The sequence below is a fragment of the Adlercreutzia sp. St.1H8 genome, from assembly GCF_059728655.1.
Genome location: NZ_AP039376.1, coordinates 1,012,482 through 1,034,131 on the forward strand (window position 1 = coordinate 1,012,482; position 21,650 = coordinate 1,034,131).

General features: G+C 68.1%; 22 protein-coding genes and 1 pseudogene. All 23 read left to right on the top strand.

Annotation, left to right across the window (positions count from 1 at the left end; all coding sequences use genetic code 11):
• The first annotated feature begins 54 nt into the window (after positions 1–54).
• The 23 genes and pseudogenes from AC6I0Y_RS03715 to AC6I0Y_RS03825 all read left to right on the top strand — a co-directional run bounded on the left by AC6I0Y_RS03715 (position 55) and on the right by AC6I0Y_RS03825 (position 21,457).
• Entirely contained in the window at positions 55–654 is a 600-nt protein-coding gene (locus AC6I0Y_RS03715) for an L-threonylcarbamoyladenylate synthase (RefSeq protein WP_497733180.1), read from the top strand.
• Positions 651–1,619 carry an alpha/beta fold hydrolase gene (locus AC6I0Y_RS03720; RefSeq protein WP_497733182.1) on the top strand — a complete coding sequence of 323 codons (969 nt, stop codon included), beginning with the start codon at positions 651–653 and terminating at the stop codon, positions 1,617–1,619. Before AC6I0Y_RS03715 ends, AC6I0Y_RS03720 begins: the two co-directional genes overlap by 4 nt.
• 204 nt (positions 1,620–1,823) lie before the next feature.
• Positions 1,824–2,267: a ribose 5-phosphate isomerase B gene (gene rpiB, locus AC6I0Y_RS03725; RefSeq protein ID WP_497733184.1), complete on the top strand. Its 444-nt coding sequence runs from the start codon at positions 1,824–1,826 to the stop codon at positions 2,265–2,267.
• A gap of 4 nt (positions 2,268–2,271) precedes the next feature.
• Complete coding sequence (gene glyA / locus AC6I0Y_RS03730) at positions 2,272–3,528, top strand: serine hydroxymethyltransferase (RefSeq protein WP_160708047.1); 1,257 nt, start codon at positions 2,272–2,274, stop codon at positions 3,526–3,528.
• 27 nt (positions 3,529–3,555) lie between these two features.
• A complete protein-coding gene (upp, locus tag AC6I0Y_RS03735) occupies positions 3,556–4,194 on the top strand; it encodes a uracil phosphoribosyltransferase (RefSeq protein WP_160708045.1) in 639 nt (212 codons plus the stop codon).
• A 39-nt stretch (positions 4,195–4,233) separates the two neighbouring features.
• Positions 4,234–4,719, top strand: coding sequence for a deoxycytidylate deaminase (locus AC6I0Y_RS03740; protein WP_160708043.1), 486 nt, complete (start codon positions 4,234–4,236; stop codon positions 4,717–4,719).
• A 267-nt stretch (positions 4,720–4,986) separates the two neighbouring features.
• Positions 4,987–5,268 carry a hypothetical protein gene (locus AC6I0Y_RS03745; RefSeq protein WP_160708041.1) on the top strand — a complete coding sequence of 94 codons (282 nt, stop codon included), beginning with the start codon at positions 4,987–4,989 and terminating at the stop codon, positions 5,266–5,268.
• A 17-nt stretch (positions 5,269–5,285) separates the two neighbouring features.
• Entirely contained in the window at positions 5,286–6,068 is a 783-nt protein-coding gene (atpB, locus tag AC6I0Y_RS03750) for a F0F1 ATP synthase subunit A (RefSeq protein WP_370520257.1), read from the top strand.
• 141 nt (positions 6,069–6,209) lie between these two features.
• Complete coding sequence (gene atpE, locus AC6I0Y_RS03755) at positions 6,210–6,428, top strand: ATP synthase F0 subunit C (RefSeq protein WP_347263917.1); 219 nt, start codon at positions 6,210–6,212, stop codon at positions 6,426–6,428.
• 56 nt (positions 6,429–6,484) lie between these two features.
• Positions 6,485–7,105 carry a F0F1 ATP synthase subunit B gene (gene atpF / locus AC6I0Y_RS03760; RefSeq protein ID WP_160708039.1) on the top strand — a complete coding sequence of 207 codons (621 nt, stop codon included), beginning with the start codon at positions 6,485–6,487 and terminating at the stop codon, positions 7,103–7,105.
• Positions 7,095–7,673: an ATP synthase F1 subunit delta gene (atpH, locus tag AC6I0Y_RS03765; protein ID WP_160708037.1), complete on the top strand. Its 579-nt coding sequence runs from the start codon at positions 7,095–7,097 to the stop codon at positions 7,671–7,673. Before atpF ends, atpH begins: the two co-directional genes overlap by 11 nt.
• Positions 7,667–9,238 carry a F0F1 ATP synthase subunit alpha gene (gene atpA, locus AC6I0Y_RS03770; RefSeq protein WP_201750908.1) on the top strand — a complete coding sequence of 524 codons (1,572 nt, stop codon included), beginning with the start codon at positions 7,667–7,669 and terminating at the stop codon, positions 9,236–9,238. The genes atpH and atpA overlap by 7 nt, the downstream gene beginning before the upstream one ends.
• 12 nt (positions 9,239–9,250) lie before the next feature.
• Entirely contained in the window at positions 9,251–10,180 is a 930-nt protein-coding gene (gene atpG, locus AC6I0Y_RS03775) for an ATP synthase F1 subunit gamma (protein WP_160708035.1), read from the top strand.
• On the top strand, positions 10,181–11,623 hold the full coding sequence (gene atpD / locus AC6I0Y_RS03780) for a F0F1 ATP synthase subunit beta (RefSeq protein WP_160708033.1): 1,443 nt from the start codon (positions 10,181–10,183) through the stop codon (positions 11,621–11,623). It abuts the gene before it with no gap.
• 2 nt (positions 11,624–11,625) lie between these two features.
• Positions 11,626–12,060: a FoF1 ATP synthase subunit delta/epsilon gene (locus AC6I0Y_RS03785; RefSeq protein WP_160708031.1), complete on the top strand. Its 435-nt coding sequence runs from the start codon at positions 11,626–11,628 to the stop codon at positions 12,058–12,060.
• 153 nt (positions 12,061–12,213) lie between these two features.
• On the top strand, positions 12,214–12,411 hold the full coding sequence (locus AC6I0Y_RS03790; RefSeq protein WP_497733190.1) for a hypothetical protein: 198 nt from the start codon (positions 12,214–12,216) through the stop codon (positions 12,409–12,411).
• A gap of 5 nt (positions 12,412–12,416) precedes the next feature.
• Positions 12,417–13,007 (top strand): annotated as a pseudogene (locus tag AC6I0Y_RS03795) (Fic family protein); the annotation flags it as partial.
• A gap of 338 nt (positions 13,008–13,345) precedes the next feature.
• On the top strand, positions 13,346–16,852 hold the full coding sequence (dnaE, locus tag AC6I0Y_RS03800) for a DNA polymerase III subunit alpha (protein WP_497733192.1): 3,507 nt from the start codon (positions 13,346–13,348) through the stop codon (positions 16,850–16,852).
• Between the two features lie 516 nt (positions 16,853–17,368).
• Positions 17,369–18,358 carry a tRNA pseudouridine(38-40) synthase TruA gene (gene truA / locus AC6I0Y_RS03805; protein ID WP_497733194.1) on the top strand — a complete coding sequence of 330 codons (990 nt, stop codon included), beginning with the start codon at positions 17,369–17,371 and terminating at the stop codon, positions 18,356–18,358.
• Positions 18,358–18,714, top strand: coding sequence for a hypothetical protein (locus AC6I0Y_RS03810; protein WP_497733196.1), 357 nt, complete (start codon positions 18,358–18,360; stop codon positions 18,712–18,714). Before truA ends, AC6I0Y_RS03810 begins: the two co-directional genes overlap by 1 nt.
• 449 nt (positions 18,715–19,163) lie before the next feature.
• A complete protein-coding gene (gene nrfD / locus AC6I0Y_RS03815) occupies positions 19,164–20,099 on the top strand; it encodes an NrfD/PsrC family molybdoenzyme membrane anchor subunit (RefSeq protein WP_497733198.1) in 936 nt (311 codons plus the stop codon).
• A gap of 22 nt (positions 20,100–20,121) precedes the next feature.
• On the top strand, positions 20,122–20,520 hold the full coding sequence (locus tag AC6I0Y_RS03820; RefSeq protein WP_497733200.1) for a GntR family transcriptional regulator: 399 nt from the start codon (positions 20,122–20,124) through the stop codon (positions 20,518–20,520).
• 4 nt (positions 20,521–20,524) lie between these two features.
• Positions 20,525–21,457 (top strand): slipin family protein, encoded by a 933-nt coding sequence (locus AC6I0Y_RS03825; protein ID WP_497733202.1) that lies wholly within the window; start codon positions 20,525–20,527, stop codon positions 21,455–21,457.
• Positions 21,458–21,650 lie beyond the last annotated feature (193 nt).

Sequence of the window (21,650 nt, forward strand, 5' to 3'; positions counted from 1 at the left end):
CGCCTACCCGTGCGGCCCCCTCGTCGGGGAGGGATGCCGCGGAAAGCGACCAGCATGACACACACCATCACCTTCGCCGAGGCGCGCGACGCCCTGGCCGAGGGGCGTCCCGTCATCCTGCCCACCGACACCGTCTACGGGCTCGGCGTGGCCGTGGGCCCGGCCGAGGGCCCCGGCGAGCTCTTCCGCCTGAAGGGGCGCGACGAGGGCAAGCCCGTGGCGTGGCTCGTGGCCGACCCCGCCGACCTCGGCCGCTACGGCGCCGGCGTCCCCGCCTACGCCCGCGAGCTGGCGGCGCGCCTGTGGCCTGGCGCCCTCACTCTTATAGTGGGGGCCTCCGAGGAGGTGCCGCCGGCCTTCCGCTCGGCCGCGGGCACCATCGGCCTGCGCATGCCCGCCTGCGAGGAGGCCCTGGCGCTCATCCGCGCCGCCGGCGCCCCCCTGGCCGTCACCTCCGCCAACCCCGCCGGCGCCCCGGCGCCCCGCCGCGCCGCCGACGTGGACGCGGCCCTGGCCGCCGCGGCCGGCGGGGTGCTGGCCGGCGACGACCCGCTCGGCGGCACGGCCTCCACCGTGGTCGACTGCACGGGCGACGCCCCCCGCGTCCTGCGCGAGGGCCCCCTGGCCGCCGCCGTCGCCGGGGCGCGGCCATGACGGGCGCCGGCCGCCCGGAGGCGGCCCCCACGCCGCTCGGCTTCCGCTCCTCGGACGGCGCGACCGCCGCGCGCGGGCTCCTCTGGCAGCCCGCCGACGCCGCGTCCGCCGCGCGCCCGCGCGGCATCGTCCAGGTCGTCCACGGCATGAGCGAGCACATCGGCCGCTACGACGAGCTCGCCCGCTTCCTGGCCTCCCACGGCTTCGTCGTGTGCGGCCACGACCACCTGGGCCACGGCAAGACCGCCCCCGACCCGGCGCTGCGCGGCGTGATGCCGGCCCGCGGCGGGGCCGACGCGCTCGTGGCCGACGTGGGGGCGCTGCGCTCCATCGTGTCGGCCCGCTACGCCCGTGACGTGCCCTACTTCCTGCTCGGCCACTCCATGGGCTCGCTCGTCACCCGCGTCTACCTGGCCGGGCACGGCGAGGGTCTGGCCGGCGCCGTCATCTGCGGCACCGCGGGCCAGCCGCTGGCCGTCTGCAAGGCGGGCAACCTCCTCGCCCGAACGCTCGCGGCCGTGCGCGGCGACGACGCCCGCATCCCGCTTCTGCACGCCCTGGCCGACGGCGCCTTCTCGCGGTCGGTGCGCGGGGCGCGCACGCCCTTCGACTGGCTCTCCCGCGACGAGGAGGCCGTCGACGCGTTCATCGCCGACGAGGCCTGCGGCTTCATGTTCTCGGCCGGGGGCTACGCGACCCTGACCGAGCTCGCCTTCCGCGCCGGGCGCCCCGCGGCCTTCGCGGCGGTGCCCAAGGGGCTGCCCGTCCTGTTCATAGCCGGCGACGCCGACCCGGTGGGGGACAGGGGGCGGGGCGTGGAGAACGCGGCCACCCGCATGAGGGCCGCCGGCGTGGCCGACGTGACGCTTCGGCTCTACGAGGGCATGCGCCACGAGATATTCAACGAGATCGGCCGCGAGCAGGTGCTCGCCGACCTCCTCGCCTGGCTCGACGCCCACGCCTAGCGCGCCCGCCCGACCCTGCGGGCGCCGCCGCCGCGCGCAGGGGGCGACGCGTGCTCGGCGGGCGCCCGCCCTCCGCGGGTTTTTCGCGTGCGGGGGCCGATCCCGCGTCCGGGTGCGCGCCGTTGGCCTACAATGTCATGCTGTCCCTTGGAACCCCCGGCCGGCCCGCGAGGGGCGGCCCCGTCCCCGGCAGGAGGCAAGCCCATGCGCCTGAGCATCGCAAGCGACCACGCCGGCTTCGACCAGAAGCAGGCGCTCGTCGGCTACCTGGCCGAGCGCGGCCACGACGTGGCCGATCGCGGCCCCGCCGACGACGGCCGCGTCGACTACCCCGACTTCGCCGAGAAGGTGGCCCGCGACGTGGCCGACGGCGCGGCCGATTTCGGCGTGCTCGTCTGCGGCACCGGCATCGGCATGGCCGTGGCCGCCAACAAGGTGGACGGCATCCGCGCCGTCAACATCGTGCGGCCCGACTTCGCCGCGCTCGCCCGCGAGCACAACGACGCCAACGTCCTCACCCTCTCGGGGCGCTTCGTCAGCCTCGAGGAGAACGAGGCTATCATCGACGCGTTCCTCGCCACCCCCTTCGGGGGCGGCCGCCACGCCGGACGCGTCGCCAAGATCCACGACCTGGAAAGGAAGCGCTAAGCCCATGGCCCTCGAACACCTGTCCCAGACCGACCCGGCCGTCGAGGCCGCCCTGCGCGCCGAGCTGGCCCGCCAGCGCGGCAGCGTCGAGCTCATCGCGTCGGAGAACTTCACGTCCCGCGCCGTCATGGAGGCGGTGGGCAGTGTGCTCACCAACAAGTACGCCGAGGGCTATCCCGGCAAGCGCTACTACGGCGGCTGCGAGAAAGTGGACGTGGTGGAAGACCTCGCGCGCGACCGCGCCTGCGAGCTCTACGGCGCCGCCTTCGCCAACGTCCAGCCCCACTCCGGCGCGAGCGCCAACTTCGGCGCCTACCTGGCCATGATCGAGCCGGGCGACACGGTGCTCGGCATGAGCCTGGACCACGGCGGCCACCTCACCCACGGCAGCCCCGTCAACTTCTCGGGCCTGCTCTACCACATCGTCTCCTACGGCGTCGACCCGGCCACCGAGACCATCGACTACGACGCGCTGGAACGCCAGGCCAAGGAGGTGCGCCCCAAGGTCATCGTGGGCGGCGCCTCGGCCTACCCCCGCGTCATCGACTTCGAGCGCATGGCCGCCATCGCCCACGAGGTGGGCGCCTACCTCATGGTGGACATGGCCCACATCGCTGGCCTCGTGGCTGCGGGCCTGCACCCGAGCCCCGTGCCCCATGCCGACATCGTCACCTCCACGAGCCACAAGACCCTGCGCGGCCCGCGCGGCGGCTTCATCCTCACCAACGACGAGGAGATGGCCAAGCGCATCAACAAGGCCATCTTCCCCGGCGCCCAGGGCGGCCCGCTCATGCACGTCATCGCTGGCAAGGCCGTCGCCTTCGGCGAGGCGCTCCAGCCTGCGTACCGGGACTACATCGCGCGCGTGGTGGAGAACTGCCGCACGCTGGGCCAGGGCATGCTCGACGGCGGCCTGCGCCTCGTGTCGGGCGGCACCGACAACCACCTGTGCCTGGTGGACCTCACGGCCGCCGACATCACCGGCAAGGACGCCGAGAAGCTGCTCGAGTCGGTGGGGCTCACGGTGAACAAGAACTCCATCCCCAACGAGCCGCGCTCGCCCTTCGTCACCTCCGGCATCCGCGTGGGGTCGGCCGCTGCCACCACCCGCGGCTTCACGGCCGAGGACTTCTACCAGGTGGGCCAGCTCATCGCCGCCGCGGTGTTCCATCCCGACGACGCGGCCATGCTTGCCGACATCCGGGGCAAGGTGGACGCGCTGCTCGAGGCGCACCCGCTCTACCCGGGCCTGGAGTACTAAGTAGGGAAGCGAGGGAAAGGCAGCCCCATGGACAACGAACGCGTCATCGTCATCGACCACCCGATGGTGCAGCACAAGCTCTCCATCCTGCGCGACGAGGAGACCTCCTCCAAGCAGTTCCGCGAGCTCGTGCGCGAGCTGGCCCTGTTCGAGGGCTACGAGGCCACCCGCGACCTGCCGCTGGAGAACATCGTCATCAACACGCCCATCTGCGCGGCCGACGCCAAGCAGATCGGCGGCAAGAAGCTGGCCGTCGTGCCCATCCTGCGCGCCGGCCTGGGCATGGTGGACGGCGTGCTCGAGCTCATGCCGGCCGCCCGCGTGGGGCACCTGGGCATGTTCCGCGACGAGGAGACCCACGAGCCCCACGTCTACTACGACAAGCTGCCGGCCGACATCGCCAGCCGCCAGGTGCTCGTGGTGGATCCGATGCTGGCCACGGGCGGCTCGGCCGCCGCGGCCGTGCGCTACCTGCGCGAGGCGGGCGTGCGGGGCACCATCAAGCTCATGGTGCTCGTGGCTGCTCCCGAGGGCATCGAGGCCGTGCTGGCCTCTGACCCCGACGTGCGCGTCTACACCTGCGCCGTCGACGAGGGCCTCAACGAGAACGCCTACATCGTGCCGGGCCTGGGCGACGCGGGCGACCGCATCTTCGGAACCAAGTAGCCGGGGGCGCCCAGCGCGCCGCCGGGGAAGGAGGACGCCATGTCCGAGGGCTTCAAGGACAGCCGCCCCAGCTGGGACGAGTACTTCATGAAGCTGGCCAACGAGGTGGCCGAGCGCACCACCTGCCTGCGCCGCGGGGTGGGGGCGGTCATCGTCAAGGACCGCCGCATCCTGGCCACGGGCTACAACGGCGTGCCCACGGGCCTCGCCCACTGCGCCGAGACCGGCTGCCTGCGCCAGCAGCTCGGCGTGCCCTCGGGCCAGCGCCACGAGATCTGCCGCGGGCTGCACGCCGAGCAGAACGCCATCGTCCAGGCCGCCCGCTTCGGCACCGACATCGACGGCGCCACCATCTACATCAACACCCAGCCCTGCGTGGTGTGCGCCAAGATGCTCATCAACTCCGGCATCACCGAGGTGGTCTACCAGAACCCCTATCCCGACGAGCTGGCCATGTCCATGCTCGCGGAGTCCGGCATCAAGGTGCGCGTCTTCGAGCCGGGCGCCGAGCCCGCGGCCGAGTAGCCCGCCTGCGTCCTGGCGTCGAGGTCCCGTCGCGTGCCCTGCGCGGGCCCGCGCCTCGCGTCCCCAACTGCGTCCGACCGCCTTCGCGGCCCCGTCTCTCCACGGCGAGGGGCGGGGCCGTGCCGCGTCTGGGGCGCCCTTCGCGCGCCCCGCGCGCCGCTCGCCTATTTTCGCAAACTCTCACCTGCCAACCCCCGTGCCGACGCTATCATACGTAGCGGTTTAATGGGTTGAATGCGCGATGCGGCGCTCGGATGAGGACGGTTTATGGCACTTGCGATTATCCTCGGAGCGTTCGCCGGCGTGGCGGGGTTCGCCCCGCTGCTCATCGGGCTGCGCATGACGAGGAAGACGGCCTCTGCGGGCATCGCCGGCTCCATGCTGGTGCTGTTCCTGGCGCTGTTCGTCTCCTTCGTCATCCTGGTCATGACGGCCGTCGTCTGCATCGCCCTCAACCGGGAGCTCGGCTTTCCCTTCGTGGTGGCCGAGGTCGTTGCCCTGAGCACGGTGGCCATCGCCTACGGCGTGGGCACCGTCGTGAGAAAGTAGAAGGAAAGGGTTGATACGTGGACGCTCTTGAACAACTGTCACACCATGCGCAGGAACTGCAGGAGTCCTTTAACTCCACCATCGTCGTCGGGAGCAGCACCTTCGGCATGACGCAGTACGTGCTGTGGATGGTGATCTGCTGGATCATCACCTGCGTGGTGGTTCTGACCGTCGCGCGCAAGCTGACCCTCGTGCCCACCAACAAGTTCGTGAACACCGTCGAGTACGGCTACCAGTTCGTCCGCAACGACATGGGCGAGGGCATCATTGGCCACGGCTACAAGAAGCACGTGCCCTTCCTGGCCACGATGTTCTTCTTCATTCTCATCTCGAACTTCGTCGGCCTCATCCCCGGCTGCAAGACGCCCACCGGCACCATCTCGGTCACCTGGGCGCTCGCGACCCTCTCCTTCCTCTACTTCAACTGGTGCGGCATCAAGGCCCACGGCGGCCTGGGCTACATCAAGTCTATCGCCCCGTCCGGCCTGCCGGCCCCCATGGTGCCCATCATCTGGTTCTTCGAGCTCATCTCGCTCATTCTGCGCTGGCTTACCCTGGCTGTCCGACTCTACGGCAACATGTTCGCCGGCCATATGGTGCTGGGCATCTTCGCCCTGGCCACTGGCATCTTCCTGACCACCGGCATCGAGGCCATGAGCCCCACCGCCGGCATCTCTGTGGCGTGGTTCGCGCTCCTGCTCGTCATGTACGCGCTGGAGACCCTCGTCGCCTTCCTTCAGGCCTACGTGTTCACGGTGCTCACCTCCGTGTACATCTCGCTGGCCACCTCGGCGCACTAGGCGCCCGTCGGGGCTGCATGCCCCTGGGGAGCCGCGCTCCCCGCACCCGCTTGGGTTCTACCGGCACATCCACATCGTCGGTTGACCATAGATGTCATTGTTTTTGGGAAACAGGCTCAAAAACGGTAAAAGGAGGAAATTGTGGAAATCGAACTCGTACTTTCTGCTCTGAAGGTCATCGGCTACGGCCTCGGCGCCATCGGCCCTGGCGTGGGCATCGGCCTGGCCTGCTACGGCTGCTGCGTCGGCACCGCCCGCCAGCCCGAGGTTCAGGGGCGTCTGTTCACCAACTTCATCATCGGCGCCGCCCTTGCCGAGGCCCTCGCCCTCATCGGCTTCGTTCTGGCCTTCATCCTGTAACCCACTTCAGTCTGATTCGGTTTGTAAGCCGCGAAAAGGCTAGAAGGAGGTTATACGTGAAAGCAAGAGCAAGCAAGGCAGTTGCGAAGCTCAGCGCCTCGGCGCTGGCGGTGACTGCTGCGTTCCCGGCGCTCGCGTTCGCCTCTCCTGAAGCTGCCGACGAGAAGGCGGGTGGCATCGCTCAGATCCTGCCCGACATGATCGAGTTCATCCCGATGCTCGTCGCCTTCATCATCCTCTGGATCATTCTCGCGAAGTTCGGCTGGCCGATGTTTAACGGCATGCTGGAGAAGCGCGAGAACACCATCCGCGAGGCTCTGAAGAAGTCCGAGGAAGCTCAGATCGAGAGCGAACGCGTGCTCCAGGAGTACAAGCAGCAGCTCGCTGACGCCAAGGCCCAGGCAGCCCAGATCATCTCCGACGCCCGTGCCACGGGCGAGGCAGTGAAGGCGGACATCAGCGCCAAGGCCCAGTCTGAGGCTGAGGACATGATCGCCAAGGCGAAGGTCGCCATCGAGGCCGAGAAGAAGCAGGCTGTGGCCGAGCTTCAGGGCTCCGTGGTGGACATCTCCGTGGATGTGGCTGCTAAGCTCATCGGCGAGGACCTCACCGAGGGCGAGCATCGCAAGATCATCGAGCGCTACGTGAGCGAGGCAGGTAGTTTCAATGCCAACTAATCGCCTTGTCGTCAAAGAGGAAGTCGCCACCTACGCCGCCGTCATGTTCGACGGGGCGAACCAGGCCGGCGGCCAGGACGCCGTGGTCGAGGTTCGCGATCAGATGGAGGAGGTCCTGCGCGTCATGAACGCCGACATGGATCTCTCCCACGCGCTGTCGAACCTCGACTACACCGCGCAGCAGCGTCACGACCTGGCCGAGGCCGTCTTCGCCGACTGCAACCCGGTGTTCATCGGGGTCATGGCCGTCATGGCCGAGCGCGGCGATGCCGACCTGCTCCCCCGCGTCTACGAGGCCTACGGCGAGGAGCTCAGCTCCAAGCTCGACCTCTGCGTGGTGGACGTCACGACGGCCGTGGCCCTCGACGACAACCTGCGCACCCTTATTACCCGCAAAGCCGAAGCCGATTTGGGCAAGAAGATCGTTCTGCGCGAGCGCATCGACAAGTCTATTTTGGGCGGCATCATCATGAGCGCCAACGGCAAGCGCATCGACGCGAGCATAATCTCGCAGATCAACCACGCGCGCCAGGTGCTCAAGGATTCTTCAGATGGAGGTGAATGCTAGTGACTGAAATCACCGCACAGTCCATTGACGATGCCCTGCGCAAGCAGCTCGCCGCGCTGAACGTCAGCGTTGAGTCTCGCGAAGTCGGCACGGTCATCCAGGTCGGCGACGGCATCGCCCGCGTCGACGGCCTGCGCGACGCCATGGCGGGCGAGCTGCTCGAGTTCGTCAGCAAGGAGGGCAAGACCGTCTACGGCCTGGCTCAGAACCTCGAGGAAGACGAGGTCGGCGCCGTGCTCCTCGGTGACGTCACCGCAATTCGTGAGAACGACCAGGTTCGTACCACCGGTCGTATCGTTGAGGTTCCCGCCGGCAAGGGCCTGCTGGGCCGCGTCGTGAACCCGCTCGGCATGCCCATCGACGGCAAGGGCCCCATCACTGCCGAGGGCTACCGCCCCGTCGAGTTCAAGGCCCCGGGCGTGACCTCGCGCAAGCCCGTGCACGAGCCCATGCAGACGGGCATCCTGGCCATCGACTCGATGATCCCCATCGGCCGCGGCCAGCGCGAGCTCATCATCGGCGACCGCCAGACCGGCAAGACGGCTATCGCCATCGACGCCATCATCAACCAAAAAGAGACCGACATGATCTGCATCTATGTCGCCATCGGCCAGAAGGCCTCCACGGTTGCCGGCGTCGTCGAGACGCTCGAGCGCCACGGCGTCATGGACAAGACCATCATCGTCTCCGCCAACGCGTCTGACTCGGCCCCGCTGCAGTACATCGCCCCCATGGCCGGTGCTGCCATGGGCGAGTACTTCGTCTACAACGGCGAGAACGGCGAGCCCGCCGGCCCCGAGAACAAGGGCCGCGCGGTCCTCATCATCTACGACGACCTGTCCAAGCAGGCCGTGGCCTACCGCCAGATGTCGCTGACCCTGCGCCGTCCTCCGGGACGCGAGGCCTACCCGGGCGACGTGTTCTACCTGCACTCCCGCCTGCTGGAGCGCGCGGTCAAGATGTCCGACGAGAACGGCGCCGGCTCCATGACGGCCCTGCCGATCATCGAGACCCAGGCTGGCGACGTGTCCGCCTACATCCCGACCAACGTGATCTCCATCACCGACGGTCAGATCTTCCTGCAGACCGACCTGTTCTTCCAGGGCCAGCGCCCCGCTGTTGACGTGGGCATCTCTGTGTCCCGAGTCGGCGGCTCCGCGCAGATCAAGGCCATGAAGCAGGTGGCCGGCTCCCTGCGTCTGGACCTCGCGTCCTACCGCGAGCTGCAGGCCTTCACCCAGTTCGGCTCCGACCTGGACAAGGCCACGCAGGACCAGCTGACCCGCGGCTCCCACATGACCGAGCTGCTGAAGCAGGGCCGCTACAACCCCATGCCCGTCGCCGAGCAGGTGGTCTCCATCTACGCCGGCAACGAGGGCTACCTGGACGATCTGCCGCTGGACGACGTGGTGCGCTTCCGCACGGAGCTGCTCGACACCATCCGCGCCCAGAAGCCGCAGATCTTCGAGAGCATCATGACGGAGAAGAAGCTGACCGACGAGATCAAGGCCTCCCTGAACGACGCCATCAGCGCGTTCAAGCAGTCCTTCGTCCCGACGGCGTAAAAGGCGGTCACCATGCCCAACCTTCACGACATAGAACGGCGAATCAACTCCGTCGCCTCGACGAAGCAGATCACGCGCACCATGGAGATGGTCGCGGCTGCGAAGATCCGCCGGGCCACCGAGCGGGTGAACGACGCGCTGCCCTGGGCCATGGCCGTCTCGGACATGCTCATCAACGCGGCGAAGCACGCCCCGATGGACTCCGAGCCCCTGCTCCAGGTTCATGACGAGGTCAAGCGCGCGCTGGTGGTCGTGGTCACCTCTGACCGCGGCCTGGCCGGCGGCTTCAACAGCAACGTGCTGCGCCACGCCGAGAAGCTCATCCGCGAGAAGGAGCGCCAGGGCGTCGAGGTCGAGGTTGTTGCGTGCGGCAAGAAGGCCCTGGGCTATTTCAGCTACCGCAACATCAAGCCGGTGATGGAGTTCCAGGGGCTTTCCGCCGACCCCACCTACGAGGAGGCGGCCCAGATCTCCGCTTACCTGGCCGAGGGCTACCGCGAGGGCACGCTCGACGAGGCGATCATCGTGTACAACCACGCGAAGAACGCCGCTGAGCAGCGCCTGGTCGAGCAGCAGGTGCTGCCCGTGAACCAGCAGTCCTACGCTGACCTTTTGGGCCTCAAGCCCAAGGAGGAGGACGTCTTCGCGAGCTTCCGCGAGAAGGATGACACCATCCCTCCGGGAGACCTCGACTTCGAGCCGGATGCGGAGTCCGTCATGCGGTACCTGATGCAGGCCTACCTGCGCAACGCCTTCTACTTCGCACTTCTCGATTCCGCTGCGGGCGAACAAGGCGCTCGCCGCAACGCAATGAAGTCGGCTACCGACAACGCTAACGAGATGGTCTCCACCCTGACCCGCGTGTACAACCGCGTGCGCCAGGGCGCGATCACCACCGAGATCACCGAGATCGTTGGCGGCGCCGCAGCTTTGGAGGAATAAATGGCTGAAACTATCGAAAAAGGAGCGGCCAAGCAGGGCGCTACGGGGCGGATCGTCCGCATCGTCGGCGCTGTTGTAGACGTTGAGTTCCCGCCGGACGCCATGCCGGCCATCTACAACGCCTTGACCGTGAAAGCTACTACCCCGATGGGCGAGGTCAGCACCGTGCTCGAGGTTCAGACGCAGCTTCCCGGCGATCTGGTCCGCACGGTTGCCATGAGCTCGACCGACGGCATGGTGCGCGGCATGGACGCCGTGGACACGGGCGCTCCCATCATGATGCCCGTGGGTCAGGCGACCCTCGGCCGCATCTGGAACGTGCTGGGCGAGCCCGTCGACGGCAAGCCCATGCCCACCGACGTGGAGTGGATGCCCATCCACCATCCCGCGCCCGCGTTCGACACGCTCATCACCACCACCGAGACGTTCGAGACCGGCATCAAGGTCGTCGACCTGATCGAGCCCTACGTCAAGGGCGGTAAGACGGGCCTGTTCGGCGGCGCTGGCGTCGGCAAGACCGTTACCATCCAGGAGCTCATCAACAACCTGGCCCAGGAGCACGGCGGCACGTCGGTGTTCACGGGCGTGGGCGAGCGCACCCGTGAGGGCACCGACCTCTACCTGGAGATGGAGGAGTCGGGCGTCATCAACAAGACCTGCCTCGTGTACGGTCAGATGAACGAGCCTCCGGGAGCCCGTCTGCGCGTGGGCCTGGCCGGCCTGACCGAGGCGGAGTACTTCCGCGATCAGGGCCAGGACGTGCTGCTGTTCATCGACAACATCTTCCGCTTCACCCAGGCGGGCTCCGAGGTGTCGGCCCTGCTCGGCCGCATGCCCTCTGCCGTGGGCTACCAGCCGACGCTGGCCACCGAGATGGGCGACCTGCAGGAGCGCATCTGCTCCACCACCACGGGCTCCATCACCTCGGTGCAGGCCGTCTACGTTCCCGCTGACGACCTGACCGACCCCGCGCCGGCCACCACGTTCACCCACCTGGACGCCAAGACGGTTCTCTCCCGCGGCATTGCCGAGCTGGGCATCTACCCCGCCGTCGACCCGCTGGAGTCCACCTCCCGCGCCCTCGACCCCGAGATCGTCGGCGAGGAGCACTACCGCGTGGCCGTGGGCGTGCAGCAGATCCTGCAGCAGTACAAGGACCTGCAGGACATCATCGCCATCCTCGGCATGGACGAGCTGTCGGAGGAGCAGAAGCTCACCGTCAACCGCGCCCGCAAGATCCAGAAGTTCCTGGGCCAGCCGTTCCACGTGGCCGAGGTCTTCACCGGCGTGCCGGGTGTCTACGTCCGCGTGGAGGACACGGTGCGCTCCTTCGCCGAGATCCTCGACGGCAAGTGCGACCACATCCCCGAGCAGTGCTTCGTGAACAAGGGCCCCATCGAGGATGTCTACGCGGCCTACGACGCGATGCAGAAGGATGAGTAAGCATGGCAACCCTTCGCTGCACGGTGGCCATTCCCACCCGCGAGCTGTTCTCCGGTGAGATCCACTACGCGTCGGTTCCCGGCGCGGAAGGCGGCTACGGCGTCCTGCCGGGGCACGAGATGCTCGTGTCCGCGGACAAGCAGGGCGTGCTGACCCTCTGGCTGGATGAAGCCGGCAACGATCGGCGCCGCTTCCTGCTCTACGAGGGTGCCGCTCAGGTGTACCGTGACACGCTGACGGTGCTCGGCCGCTTCGGCACCGACCTCGACACGCTTGACGTCGAGGAGGTCAAGGAGAAGGCCGAGGCCCTGCGCCAGCAGATCGAGGATCTGGAGGGCCAGGACACCGAGCAGGCCCGCGTGGCCCTGGAGAACTGCCAGAACCACATGGCGTGGTACGACCTGCAGCTCAAGGTGGCAAGCGAGGCCGCCCAGTAATACTCTTTTCCGAAAGAGCCTGTTTGAAGGGGGCGTCCCAACCGGGGCGCCCCCTTTGAGTTCTGTACGGCTCTCGCACAGAGGCGCGGGGCTGTCGGCATCTCGTGCTAGAATCATCTGGTCGAGAAAGAGCGGGAGCGGGAAAGGAGAGTGATGCCTGTGCGGCTTTGGGAAGACGGCGAGAATCGTCTCTATACCGATGATCAGCTGCTGCGTCATATCGCCCATTACGGCTCGCTGGACGCGGCGCTCAAGCACGGCGATATTCGCATGGTGAGCAATCCTCCGCGGCCCTCGCGGGAGCGCTCTCTCGGACGCCCCCGCCTCGCCGACTATCTCGAGGAGGCTTGACGCCCATGGCCGGCGACGCCCTGAAATCGGCCTATGAGGGCCTCTTGAATGCCTGGTGCGGCATCGATGCTGACCGGCGCGCCCTTCTGCTCGATCAGTTCAAGGTCTCCTGCTCCTTCAACTCCGGCAACATCGAAAACCCCGAGATCACCTATCACGACACCGCTGAGATATTCGACGAAAGCGGCGTGTCCAACTTCACGGGGGACGTGCGGACCATCTATGAGATAAACAACCTCAAGAACGCTTGGACATGGCTTGAGGACGCGCTTGCCAGCGATGCGGCCTTCGACGAGGAGCTCGTGCTCTCGGCTCACCTCGTTCTCACGCGCGGCACCTACGACGATGACCGCTGGGCCAAGGGCGAGCGGCCGGGAGTCTTCAAGAGGGGCGACTACCGCGTGGCCGATGACGTGGGAGCGGCGCCTGATGAGGTTCCGGAGCTGGTTGGCGCCCTGGTGACCGAGGTGCGGGATGCTCTGCTATCTGAGGGCGGCGAGAGGAACGCCTTGACCATTGCCGCGTACCTTCATGCGCAGCTGGTCGACATCCACCCCTTTGCCGACGGCAACGGTCGCACGGCGAGACTGCTCATGAACTACGTCCTTCTGAGGCTGGGAAGCGCTCCCTGCACCATCAGCGCCGATGACCGCCTTGCCTATTTCGGCGCTCTGGACGCCTTTCACCAGGAAGGCGAGCTCGCTCCCTTCGTCGACTTCTGCCGCATCCAGACGCTGAAGACCTGGGAGTGCCTGCTGTAGGCTCCGGGCCGCAGGTGCCCGACCCGCAGGCCCCTCTGGTTTCGTCCAATCTCCATGGTTTGTTCGGGGGCGGGGGAGCGGCTTTGCTGGTATCATGGCTTACCGAAAAATCCCCCTGCGCCACATCTCCTCCAAACGCATCCCGGCGCCCTGATCACCTGCGAGGCGCATCCATGGCATTCGTCCACTTGCACAACCATACCGAGTACTCCCTGCTCGACGGCCTCACGCACATCAAGGACATGGTGCGGCGCGCCGCCGAGCTGGACATGCCGGCGGTGGCCGTCACCGACCACGGCGTCATGTCCGGCATGGTGGAGCTCTCCGACGCCTGCGACGCGGTGGAGGCCGAGACGGGCAAGCGCGTGAAGCCCATCTTCGGCTGCGAGGTGTACTTCACCACCGACGAGTCCCTGCGCAAGGACGTGAAGCCCCGGCTCTACCACCTGCTGCTGCTGGCGAAAAACAACGAGGGCTACCACAACCTGCTGAAGCTCGTGAGCGAGTCCCACGTGGACAACTTCTACTACAAGCCGCGCACCACCTTCTCCATGCTGCAGAAGTACGGCCACGGCATCATCGGCTCGTCGGCCTGCATCGCCGGCATCATCCCCAAGCTGCTCGACGACCGCCGCTTCGAGGACGCCGTCGAGTGGGCCCGGAAGTTCGCCAGCTGCTTCGACGAGGGCGACTTCTACATCGAGCTGCAGGACCAAGGCCTGCGCACCGACGCGGGCCTCACCCAGAACGAGCTGAACCACCAACTCACCCGCGTGGCCCACGAGGCCGGCCTCAAGACCATCGCCACCAACGACTTCCACTACCTCACCAAGGAAGACGCGCGCGCCCAGGACATCATGCTGTGCATCGGCACCGGCTCCCTCATCAACGACGAGAAGCGCATGAAGTTCGAGAACGACCAGTTCTACATGAAGACCGAGGAGGAGATGCGCGCGGCGCTCGCCGACTTCCCCGAGGCCTGCGACAACACCGTGGAGCTGGCTGCGAAGTGCGACGTGGTGCTCGAGCGCGACTCCATTCTGCCGCGCTTTCCCCTGCCCGAGGGCGAGACCGAGGAGTCGTGGTTCCGCAAGCGCGTGCAAGAGGGCCTCGTCAAGCGCTATGGCGACCCGGTGCCCGCCGAGGCTCAGGAACGTGCCGACTACGAGATGGGCATCATCATCCAGCAGGGCTTCCCGGCGTACTTCCTCATCGTGCAGGAGTACATCGAGTGGGCCCGCTCCCAGGGCATCGGCGTGGGGCCTGGCCGTGGCTCGGCCGCTGGCGCCATCGTGGCCTACGCCATGGGCATCACCGACCTCGATCCGCTGAGCAACGGCTTGCTGTTCGAGCGCTTCCTCTCGCCTGAGCGCGTGGAGATGCCCGATATCGACGTCGACTTCGAGCAGGGTCGTCGCGAAGAGGTGATCCAGCACATCAAGGACGTCTACGGCGAGGATCACGTGTCCCAGGTGATCACCTTCGGCACGCTCCAGGCCAAGAACGCCGTGCGCGACACGGCCCGCGTGCTCTCGGGCACCCTGCAGCTGGGCGCCGGGCTCTCCGCCGACGACGCCCGCAAGGCCGCCTACGGCCTGGGCGACCGCATCTGCAAGATGATCGGCGATGAGCTGGGCATCACCATCGACAAGGCCCTCGACACCAACCCCGACCTCAAGAAGGCCTACGACACCGACCCGGACGTGAAGACCATCATCGACGCGGCTCGCTCCATCGAGGGCCATGTGCGCGGCGAGGGCGTGCATGCCTGCGCCACCATCATCTGCCGCGATCCCATGAGCGACCACGTGCCCATGAAGCGCGACACCAAGGGCGGTGGCATCATCACCCAGTACGACGGCCACTACACGCCCGACCTGGGCCTGCTGAAGATGGACTTCCTGGGCCTGCGCACTTTGGACGTGCTCTCCATTGCGTGCCGCAACATCGAGGAGCGCGCGGGCGACAAGATCATCCCCGAGGAGATTCCCACCGACGACGAGCTGGCCTTCAAGCTCATGCAGTCGGGCAACATGGACGGCCTGTTCCAGGTGGAGGGCGCGCTGTACGTGAGCCTGTTCAAGCGCCTGCCCCCCACGCGCTTCTCCGACGTCGTGGCCTCCATCGCGCTCAACCGCCCAGGCCCGCTCGAGTCCGGCATGGTGGAGGACTACATCCAGGTGGCCAGCGGCAAGACGCCGGCCCACTACTACGACGATCGCTTGCGCCCCATCCTGGAGGAGACCTTCGGCACCATGGTCTACCAGGAGCAGATCATGCAGGTGTCCATGGCCATGTCCGGCTTCTCCGCCGGCAAAGCCGACAAGCTGCGCAAGGCCATGGGCAAGAAGAAGATCGACGTCATGCGCCAACTCCAGGAGGACTGGAACAACGGCGCGGTGCAGAACGGCTTCGCGCTGGAGATCGCCGAGCGCATCTGGGATGACGCCGAGAAGTTCGCGAAGTACGCCTTCAACAAGTCCCACTCGGCCGCCTACGCCATCCTGGTGATGCGCACGGCCTACCTGAAGGCCCACTACCCGAACGACTTCATGGCCGCGGTGCTCACCAGCTACATGGGCAACACCGACCGGCTCATCCGCTACATCTCCAGCTGCAACCACAACGGCACTCCGGTGCTGCCCCCGGACATCAACTCGTCGCGCGCGGAGTTCACCCCCGTCGCGGAGGGCATTCGCTTCGGATTGGTGGGCGTGCGCGGCGTGGGCCAGTCCGTGGCCGACGCCATCATCGCCGAGCGTGAGGCCAACGGCCTGTTCTCGTCGCTGCACGACTTCGTGAACCGCGTGGACACCAAGGCCTACAACCGCAAGACCCTGGAGGCGCTCATCAAGGGCGGCGCCTTCGACTCGACCGGCTACACGCGCAAGCAGATGATGCACTTCGTGGAGGACACCCCGCTGCTCGAGGGCGCGGCCAAGCGCCAGAAGGACCGCGACGCCGGCCAGGTGTCGATGTTCGACCTGTTCGCCGACGACGCCGACTCGGGCTTCCAGGAGGAGGTGCCCGATCCTGACGGCGTGGAGTGGGACAAGCGCACGAAGCTGGCCTACGAGAAGGAGATCATGGGCATCTACGTGTCCGAGCATCCGCTGCAGCCCTACGAGGGCCTGCTCTCTCGCATGACGAAGTTCGCCCTGGCCGACCTGGCCGAGCGCACCAAGGAGATCAAGTCGGCCGTGTTCGTGGGCATGGTGTCCAACGTGGTGGTCAAGCTGACGAAGCGCGGCACCAAGATGGCCACCTTCACGCTGGAGGATACGACGGGCCACGTGGAGTGCATCTGCTTCAAGTACGACGAGAACGCCGCGGCCATCCAGGATGACGCCATCGTGAAGGTGAAGGGCAAGTTCGAGGTCAACGACCGCGGCAGCCAGATCATGGCCTTCGAGATGGAGGCCATCGAGCTGCGGGAGGAGGACGCGCTGCCCGCCCACCTGGAGCTGCGCGTGTCCTCGGCCGAGTTCAACCAGACGAAGTCGCTGCGGCTCAATCGGATCCTCCAGTCCTACCCGGGACGCGATGGCGTGGTGCTGTTCGTGAACCAGGCCGACGGCCGCCGCTTCCGTGCTGAGCTGCCGGTGACGGTAGACGCCCGTTCGGCGGTGATGCGCTCGGAGATCCAGGAGCTCTTCGGTCGATCCGTGATGATCGCCTAGGGGCGCTGTCGTCAGACGCTGATCGCGAGGGGGCCGCCGGCGGGGAGCCGGCGGCCCCCTCTCACGTTACCGCGTGACTTGGCGACGGGGCGAGGTGGGGGCGGGCCGCGGAGCCGTCGCCGCCATCCTGGGCGGTTGATGGCGGCGCGCGCGGGCGTGCTGACGGCGGCTGGGAGGGGCGTTCCGGGTGGCTTGGAGGGCGCTCCGGCGCCGCCGGCGGCCCCGGTTCGAGGGGCGCGCTCTGGCGTGAGGGGGCCTTGCGTGTCCTGGGCCGCCTACGGGTGCCTCGCTCGGGGTGGAGGACGGTAAAAGCCCGGCTGGCGGCATCTCGTCGATCCCCTCTGGGACGCCGGCGCGCTCCGCTCGCCCTGAGATGCCGTGTTTTCCCGTCGAGAGGCGGGGACTTCCTCGCCTGCGCTCCTTTGCGGTACAATGAGCAAGCCTTGAGCTTAACGAACCACTGAAACGCAGCCTGCTGCCTTCGCCCCTCGGGCGGAGGTCACGAAGGAGAATCCCTTGACGGATCGCGCATCCGCCCATAGCGTCGCATCGGGTGCCCCGGTGCGCCCCTCGCTCGCCGAGCGTGCCGCCGCATGCCCGCGGGACGCCTCGTTCGCCCTGGCCGTAGCCTATGACGGCGCGCCCTTCGCCGGGTTCGCGCGTCAGCCGGGCCAGCTCACCGTGCAGGGAGAGCTGGAGCGGGCGCTCTCCGTGCTGCTGCGCCGCGAGGTGCCCACCGTCTGCGCTGGCCGCACCGATGCCGGCGTGCACGCGCGCGGCCAGGTGGTGAGCTTCGACGCCGACGCCGCCGAGCTGGCCGGACGCACGGCGCGCAGCTTCCAGCGCTCCCTCAACGCGCTCGTGGACGACCGCATGGCCGTGAGTCGGGTCGTCGCTGCGCCGCGCGGGTTCTCCGCGCGCTTCGACGCGGTGGAGCGCGAGTATCGCTACCTGCTGTTCACCGAGCCGTTCCGGCCGGTGCTGTTCGCCGAGCGCGCTTGGGTCGTGGGCAAGCCGCTTGACCTCGGCGCCATGCGCGCCGCAGCCGCTCACCTGGTGGGCGAGCATGACTTCAAGAGCTTCTGCCTGGCTGCGTCGGCCGTGGGCAAGCCCACCACGCGGTTCGTGCGCGAGGTGGCGGTGGAGCCGGGCGAGGTAGCGGGGGAGCCTGTTGTGGTCGTTCGCGTCGTCGGCAACGCGTTTCTGCACTCCATGGTACGCACCATGGTGGGGACGCTCGTGGCGGTGGGGCTTGGGCGCCGTGATCCGGGCTGGACGGCCGAGGTGCTTGCCGCGCGCGACCGTTCGGCCGCCGGCGAGAACGCGCCGGCCCAGGGGCTCGTGTTCTGGCGCGTCGCCTACGAGGGCGTCGTGGGACGCCTGCTCGCCGGCGGCGACGCCTGGGAGCGAGCGCCGTGGCCGTGCTTCGCCGAGGACGCGCCGACGCCTGGCGCGGGAGGAGCGCCCGCCGAATCGGGTGGCGTGCCAGAGGGAGGGGAGCGCTGATGGGCGTACGCTACGTGGACTACTCGCGTTACGCGACCCGCGCCGCCGCGCCGGCTGCTGCGGGCTCGATGTGGGGTGACGCGGAGGCATGCGCGCCTGCTCCGGCGATCGCGGCCTGCGTCGTGCCCGCCTCCGGCTGGGAGGACGCGCGCGCCGCGGCCGGCCCCTGGGCGGCATCTGAGCGCGTCGTCGCGGATCCTGCGGCATCCGATCGCACAGCGTGCGGCACGACGCCGGGCCGCTCCGGCGCGCTTGCGGCCTTCTGGCTGCTCTACGAGAGCCGCGACCGGCGCCTGAGCCTCTTTGAGACCCGCGACGGCCACCTCGCCGCCGTTGATCCTGCGCGCCTGGTGTAACACGGCAGGCGCGCACTGCCACGTTTTCGCCCCAGGATGGCACGGAATCGCAGTTTGGTACGGTGCGACGCTCCCGCAGGAGCCGGTTTTGCCCGGCGGGGCCTGCATCCGGCTGCGTTTCCCCAGGTCGCGATTTTTCGTCTCTGATCATCTTGCGGGGTCGGGCGGCTTCAACCGTACCAAACTGCGATTCTGTGCCATCGGCGCGCCGAGAAGTGGCGGCGAGTCCTCGGGGCGTCCCTGGGGGGGCTCGCCCCGGCGCCCAGTCACCCTTGGTGCCGGGACGGCCGCGTGTTGGGGGTCTGCGTGCCCGCAGGCTGCTGGCTGAGGGACGGTGTTCACGCGCCGAGTGGCCGCGCGGGCGCTTTGAACTATTCGACTATGACAAAGATGCTACAATGGCCGCGAAGCGCCGGCGAGGGGGCCGTGCGCGCGGAGAAGGCGCCGAGGTGGGCGTCGAGCGCGAGAGGGGGAGGGGCGTGGTCTTCGGCGGGCTCATCGTGGGCTATCTCTTTCTGGCCGGCACGGGGGCGGGCGCCTTCGCGGTGGCGGCCGGTGCGTGCCTCTGGGACGCGTGGCGCCCTACGTCGCGCACGAGGGTCGTCGTCCACGGCGTGCAGCCGGCCCTCGCGCTAGCCCCGCTTGTCGTCATGGCAGCGGCGCTCATGCTCCTGGCCGACCTGGGAAGCCTCGATGCCGCGGCCCGCGTCCTGATCCAGCCGCCACGCACGGTGATGGCCGTCGGCGCGTGGCTCGTGGTCGCCCTTATCGCGACGAGCGGAGCCGTGGCCGTCATGGGATTCGTCCCTCGCCTACGCACCCCGGCTGCGGCTTGGGGCTGCGTCATCGCGGGACTCGTCGCCGCAGTGGGCGTGATGGCCTACTCGGCGCTGCTCCTGGCTGACGCGGTGGCCGTCGACTTCTGGCGCACCCCGTGGCTGACCGTGCTGTTCGCGGCTTCGTCGCTGTCCTGCGGCACGGCGCTTGCCGTGGCGGCTGCCGTGCTCGCTCCGGCCCCGGGGCTCGACGAGCGCACGCGCGAGGCCGCCGCAGGCGCCCTCTGGCACCTCGGTAGGACGCTTGCCTATGTCGAGCTGGCGGCGCTTGCGCTATTCTTGGTCAGCCGGGGCCTCTCCACGGAGTGGGCGCGCGCCTCCTGCGCGCTGCTGCTTACCGGCGCGCTCGCTCCTGTGTTCTGGAGCGGCGTGGTGGGAGCGGGTATCGCCGTTCCGCTGGGGCTGCACGGCGCGGGGCGGCGCATCGGCCGCGCGCGGTCGGCGGCTATGCTCGCGTCGGCCTGCGGTGTGCTCGTCGGCGGGCTGGCGCTGCGCTGGTGCGTGGTGGCCGCGGCCGTCATGGCTCCGCTCGTGTTGAGCTTCATCTGAGAAAGGCAGGTAGGGGCGCGTTTTGGTAGAGCAGGAAAACCTCATGCACATGACCATCGACGAGGACAGCGGCATCCCCATCTGGCTGCAGCTGCGCAACCGCCTCATCTACCTCATCACGTCGGGGGCCTTCGCCCCGGGCGACAAGCTGCCCACCATGCGCCAGCTGGCCGTGGACCTGGGCATCAACTACAACACCGTCAGCCGCGTCTACCAGGACATCGAGCGCGACGGCTACATCATCTCCCAGCGCGGGCGCGGCACCTTCGCCCACGACGGCTACCTCCAGCAGGAGCAGGCCGCGGGCAGCGCCGCCGAATCGCTCGCCGACTCGTTCATCCTCCAATGCCGCGAGCTGGGCGTGCCGCGGGAGGACATCGCGAAGCTGGTGGAGAGCCGCCTTCGGGCAGCGGAAAGGTGACGTCATGGGATTCAGCTTGAGGGGAAGGCGCGCCGGCGCGCCCGCGCAGCCGCCGCGGCCGGTCGAGGCCACCGAGGTGTCAGACAACGAGGCCACGCGCGTGGGCGTCTACCTGTTTGCGCTCGCGCTCTTCGCCGTGGGCGCGGGCGTGGCGACGGGGGCCTGGATGGCTGTCGTCGGGTCGGTCGGCGCGCTCACGGCCGTCGTGGCGGTGCTCGTGGGGCTCGCGCTGGCCGGCGCGGTGCGCGTGGCGCCCCAGTGGGAGCGCGTGGCCATCCTTCGGCTCGGGCGCTTCCATCGCATCGCCGGGCCGGGGCCCTACGTGGTGGTGCCCCTTGTCGACTATGCCGCCATGCACGTGGATACCCGCGTCATGAACTCGTCGTTCGCAGCCGAGGCTGCGCTCACCGCCGATCTCGTGCCGGTGGACGTGGACGCCATCCTGTTCTGGATGGTGTGGGACGCGCAGAAGGCCTGCCTGGAGGTGGAGAACTACCCCCGGGCGGTGCTGCGCAGCGCGCAGACGGCCATGCGCGACGCCATCGGCCAGGTGAACCTGGCTGATCTCTCCTTGCGTCGCAAGCAGATCGACCGCGAGCTGCAAGAGGTCATGGGCGCTAAGTGCGAGGAGTGGGGCATCACCGTGATGTCGGTGGAGATTCGCGACGTGAAGGTGCCGCCTGAGCTGGAGGACGCGCTGTCGAAGGAGGCCCAGGCGGAGCGCGAGCGCAATGCACGCACCATTCTGGCCGAGGTGGAGAAGGACATCTCCGAGATGTTCGTCGAGGCCGCCGAGGTGTACGAGCGCAAGCCCGCGGCCATGAAGCTGCGCGCCATGAACCTGGCCTACGAGGGCGCGCGCGAGGGGCGCGGCATCCTGCTGGTCCCCAGCGGCCTGGCCGACGGCTTCGACCTGGGCAAGATCCTGGAGGACTAGGGGGGCGCCCAACCTGCGCCCGCCCGCGCGCCGCGCCGCATCCGGCCTGCGCTGGCGCGGCTCTGATCACGTTGCGCTAACACAGCCTCGTCGCATTTCACGGCGAGGCTTTTTTTCGTCATAAAATCGTCAAAGAATGATTGCATTGAACTAATTAACTATGATAATATGCCCTCCATCAGGATCGGCCGAT

Coding starts and splice junctions, on each gene's coding strand:
- AC6I0Y_RS03715 (WP_497733180.1), top strand. CDS start 55: ATGACACACACCATCACCTTCGCCGAGGCGCGCGACGCCCTGGCCGAG.
- AC6I0Y_RS03720 (WP_497733182.1), top strand. CDS start 651: ATGACGGGCGCCGGCCGCCCGGAGGCGGCCCCCACGCCGCTCGGCTTC.
- rpiB (WP_497733184.1), top strand. CDS start 1,824: ATGCGCCTGAGCATCGCAAGCGACCACGCCGGCTTCGACCAGAAGCAG.
- glyA (WP_160708047.1), top strand. CDS start 2,272: ATGGCCCTCGAACACCTGTCCCAGACCGACCCGGCCGTCGAGGCCGCC.
- upp (WP_160708045.1), top strand. CDS start 3,556: ATGGACAACGAACGCGTCATCGTCATCGACCACCCGATGGTGCAGCAC.
- AC6I0Y_RS03740 (WP_160708043.1), top strand. CDS start 4,234: ATGTCCGAGGGCTTCAAGGACAGCCGCCCCAGCTGGGACGAGTACTTC.
- AC6I0Y_RS03745 (WP_160708041.1), top strand. CDS start 4,987: ATGGCACTTGCGATTATCCTCGGAGCGTTCGCCGGCGTGGCGGGGTTC.
- atpH (WP_160708037.1), top strand. CDS start 7,095: ATGCCAACTAATCGCCTTGTCGTCAAAGAGGAAGTCGCCACCTACGCC.
- atpA (WP_201750908.1), top strand. CDS start 7,667: ATGCTAGTGACTGAAATCACCGCACAGTCCATTGACGATGCCCTGCGC.
- atpG (WP_160708035.1), top strand. CDS start 9,251: ATGCCCAACCTTCACGACATAGAACGGCGAATCAACTCCGTCGCCTCG.
- atpD (WP_160708033.1), top strand. CDS start 10,181: ATGGCTGAAACTATCGAAAAAGGAGCGGCCAAGCAGGGCGCTACGGGG.
- AC6I0Y_RS03785 (WP_160708031.1), top strand. CDS start 11,626: ATGGCAACCCTTCGCTGCACGGTGGCCATTCCCACCCGCGAGCTGTTC.
- AC6I0Y_RS03790 (WP_497733190.1), top strand. CDS start 12,214: ATGCCTGTGCGGCTTTGGGAAGACGGCGAGAATCGTCTCTATACCGAT.
- dnaE (WP_497733192.1), top strand. CDS start 13,346: ATGGCATTCGTCCACTTGCACAACCATACCGAGTACTCCCTGCTCGAC.
- AC6I0Y_RS03810 (WP_497733196.1), top strand. CDS start 18,358: ATGGGCGTACGCTACGTGGACTACTCGCGTTACGCGACCCGCGCCGCC.
- AC6I0Y_RS03825 (WP_497733202.1), top strand. CDS start 20,525: ATGGGATTCAGCTTGAGGGGAAGGCGCGCCGGCGCGCCCGCGCAGCCG.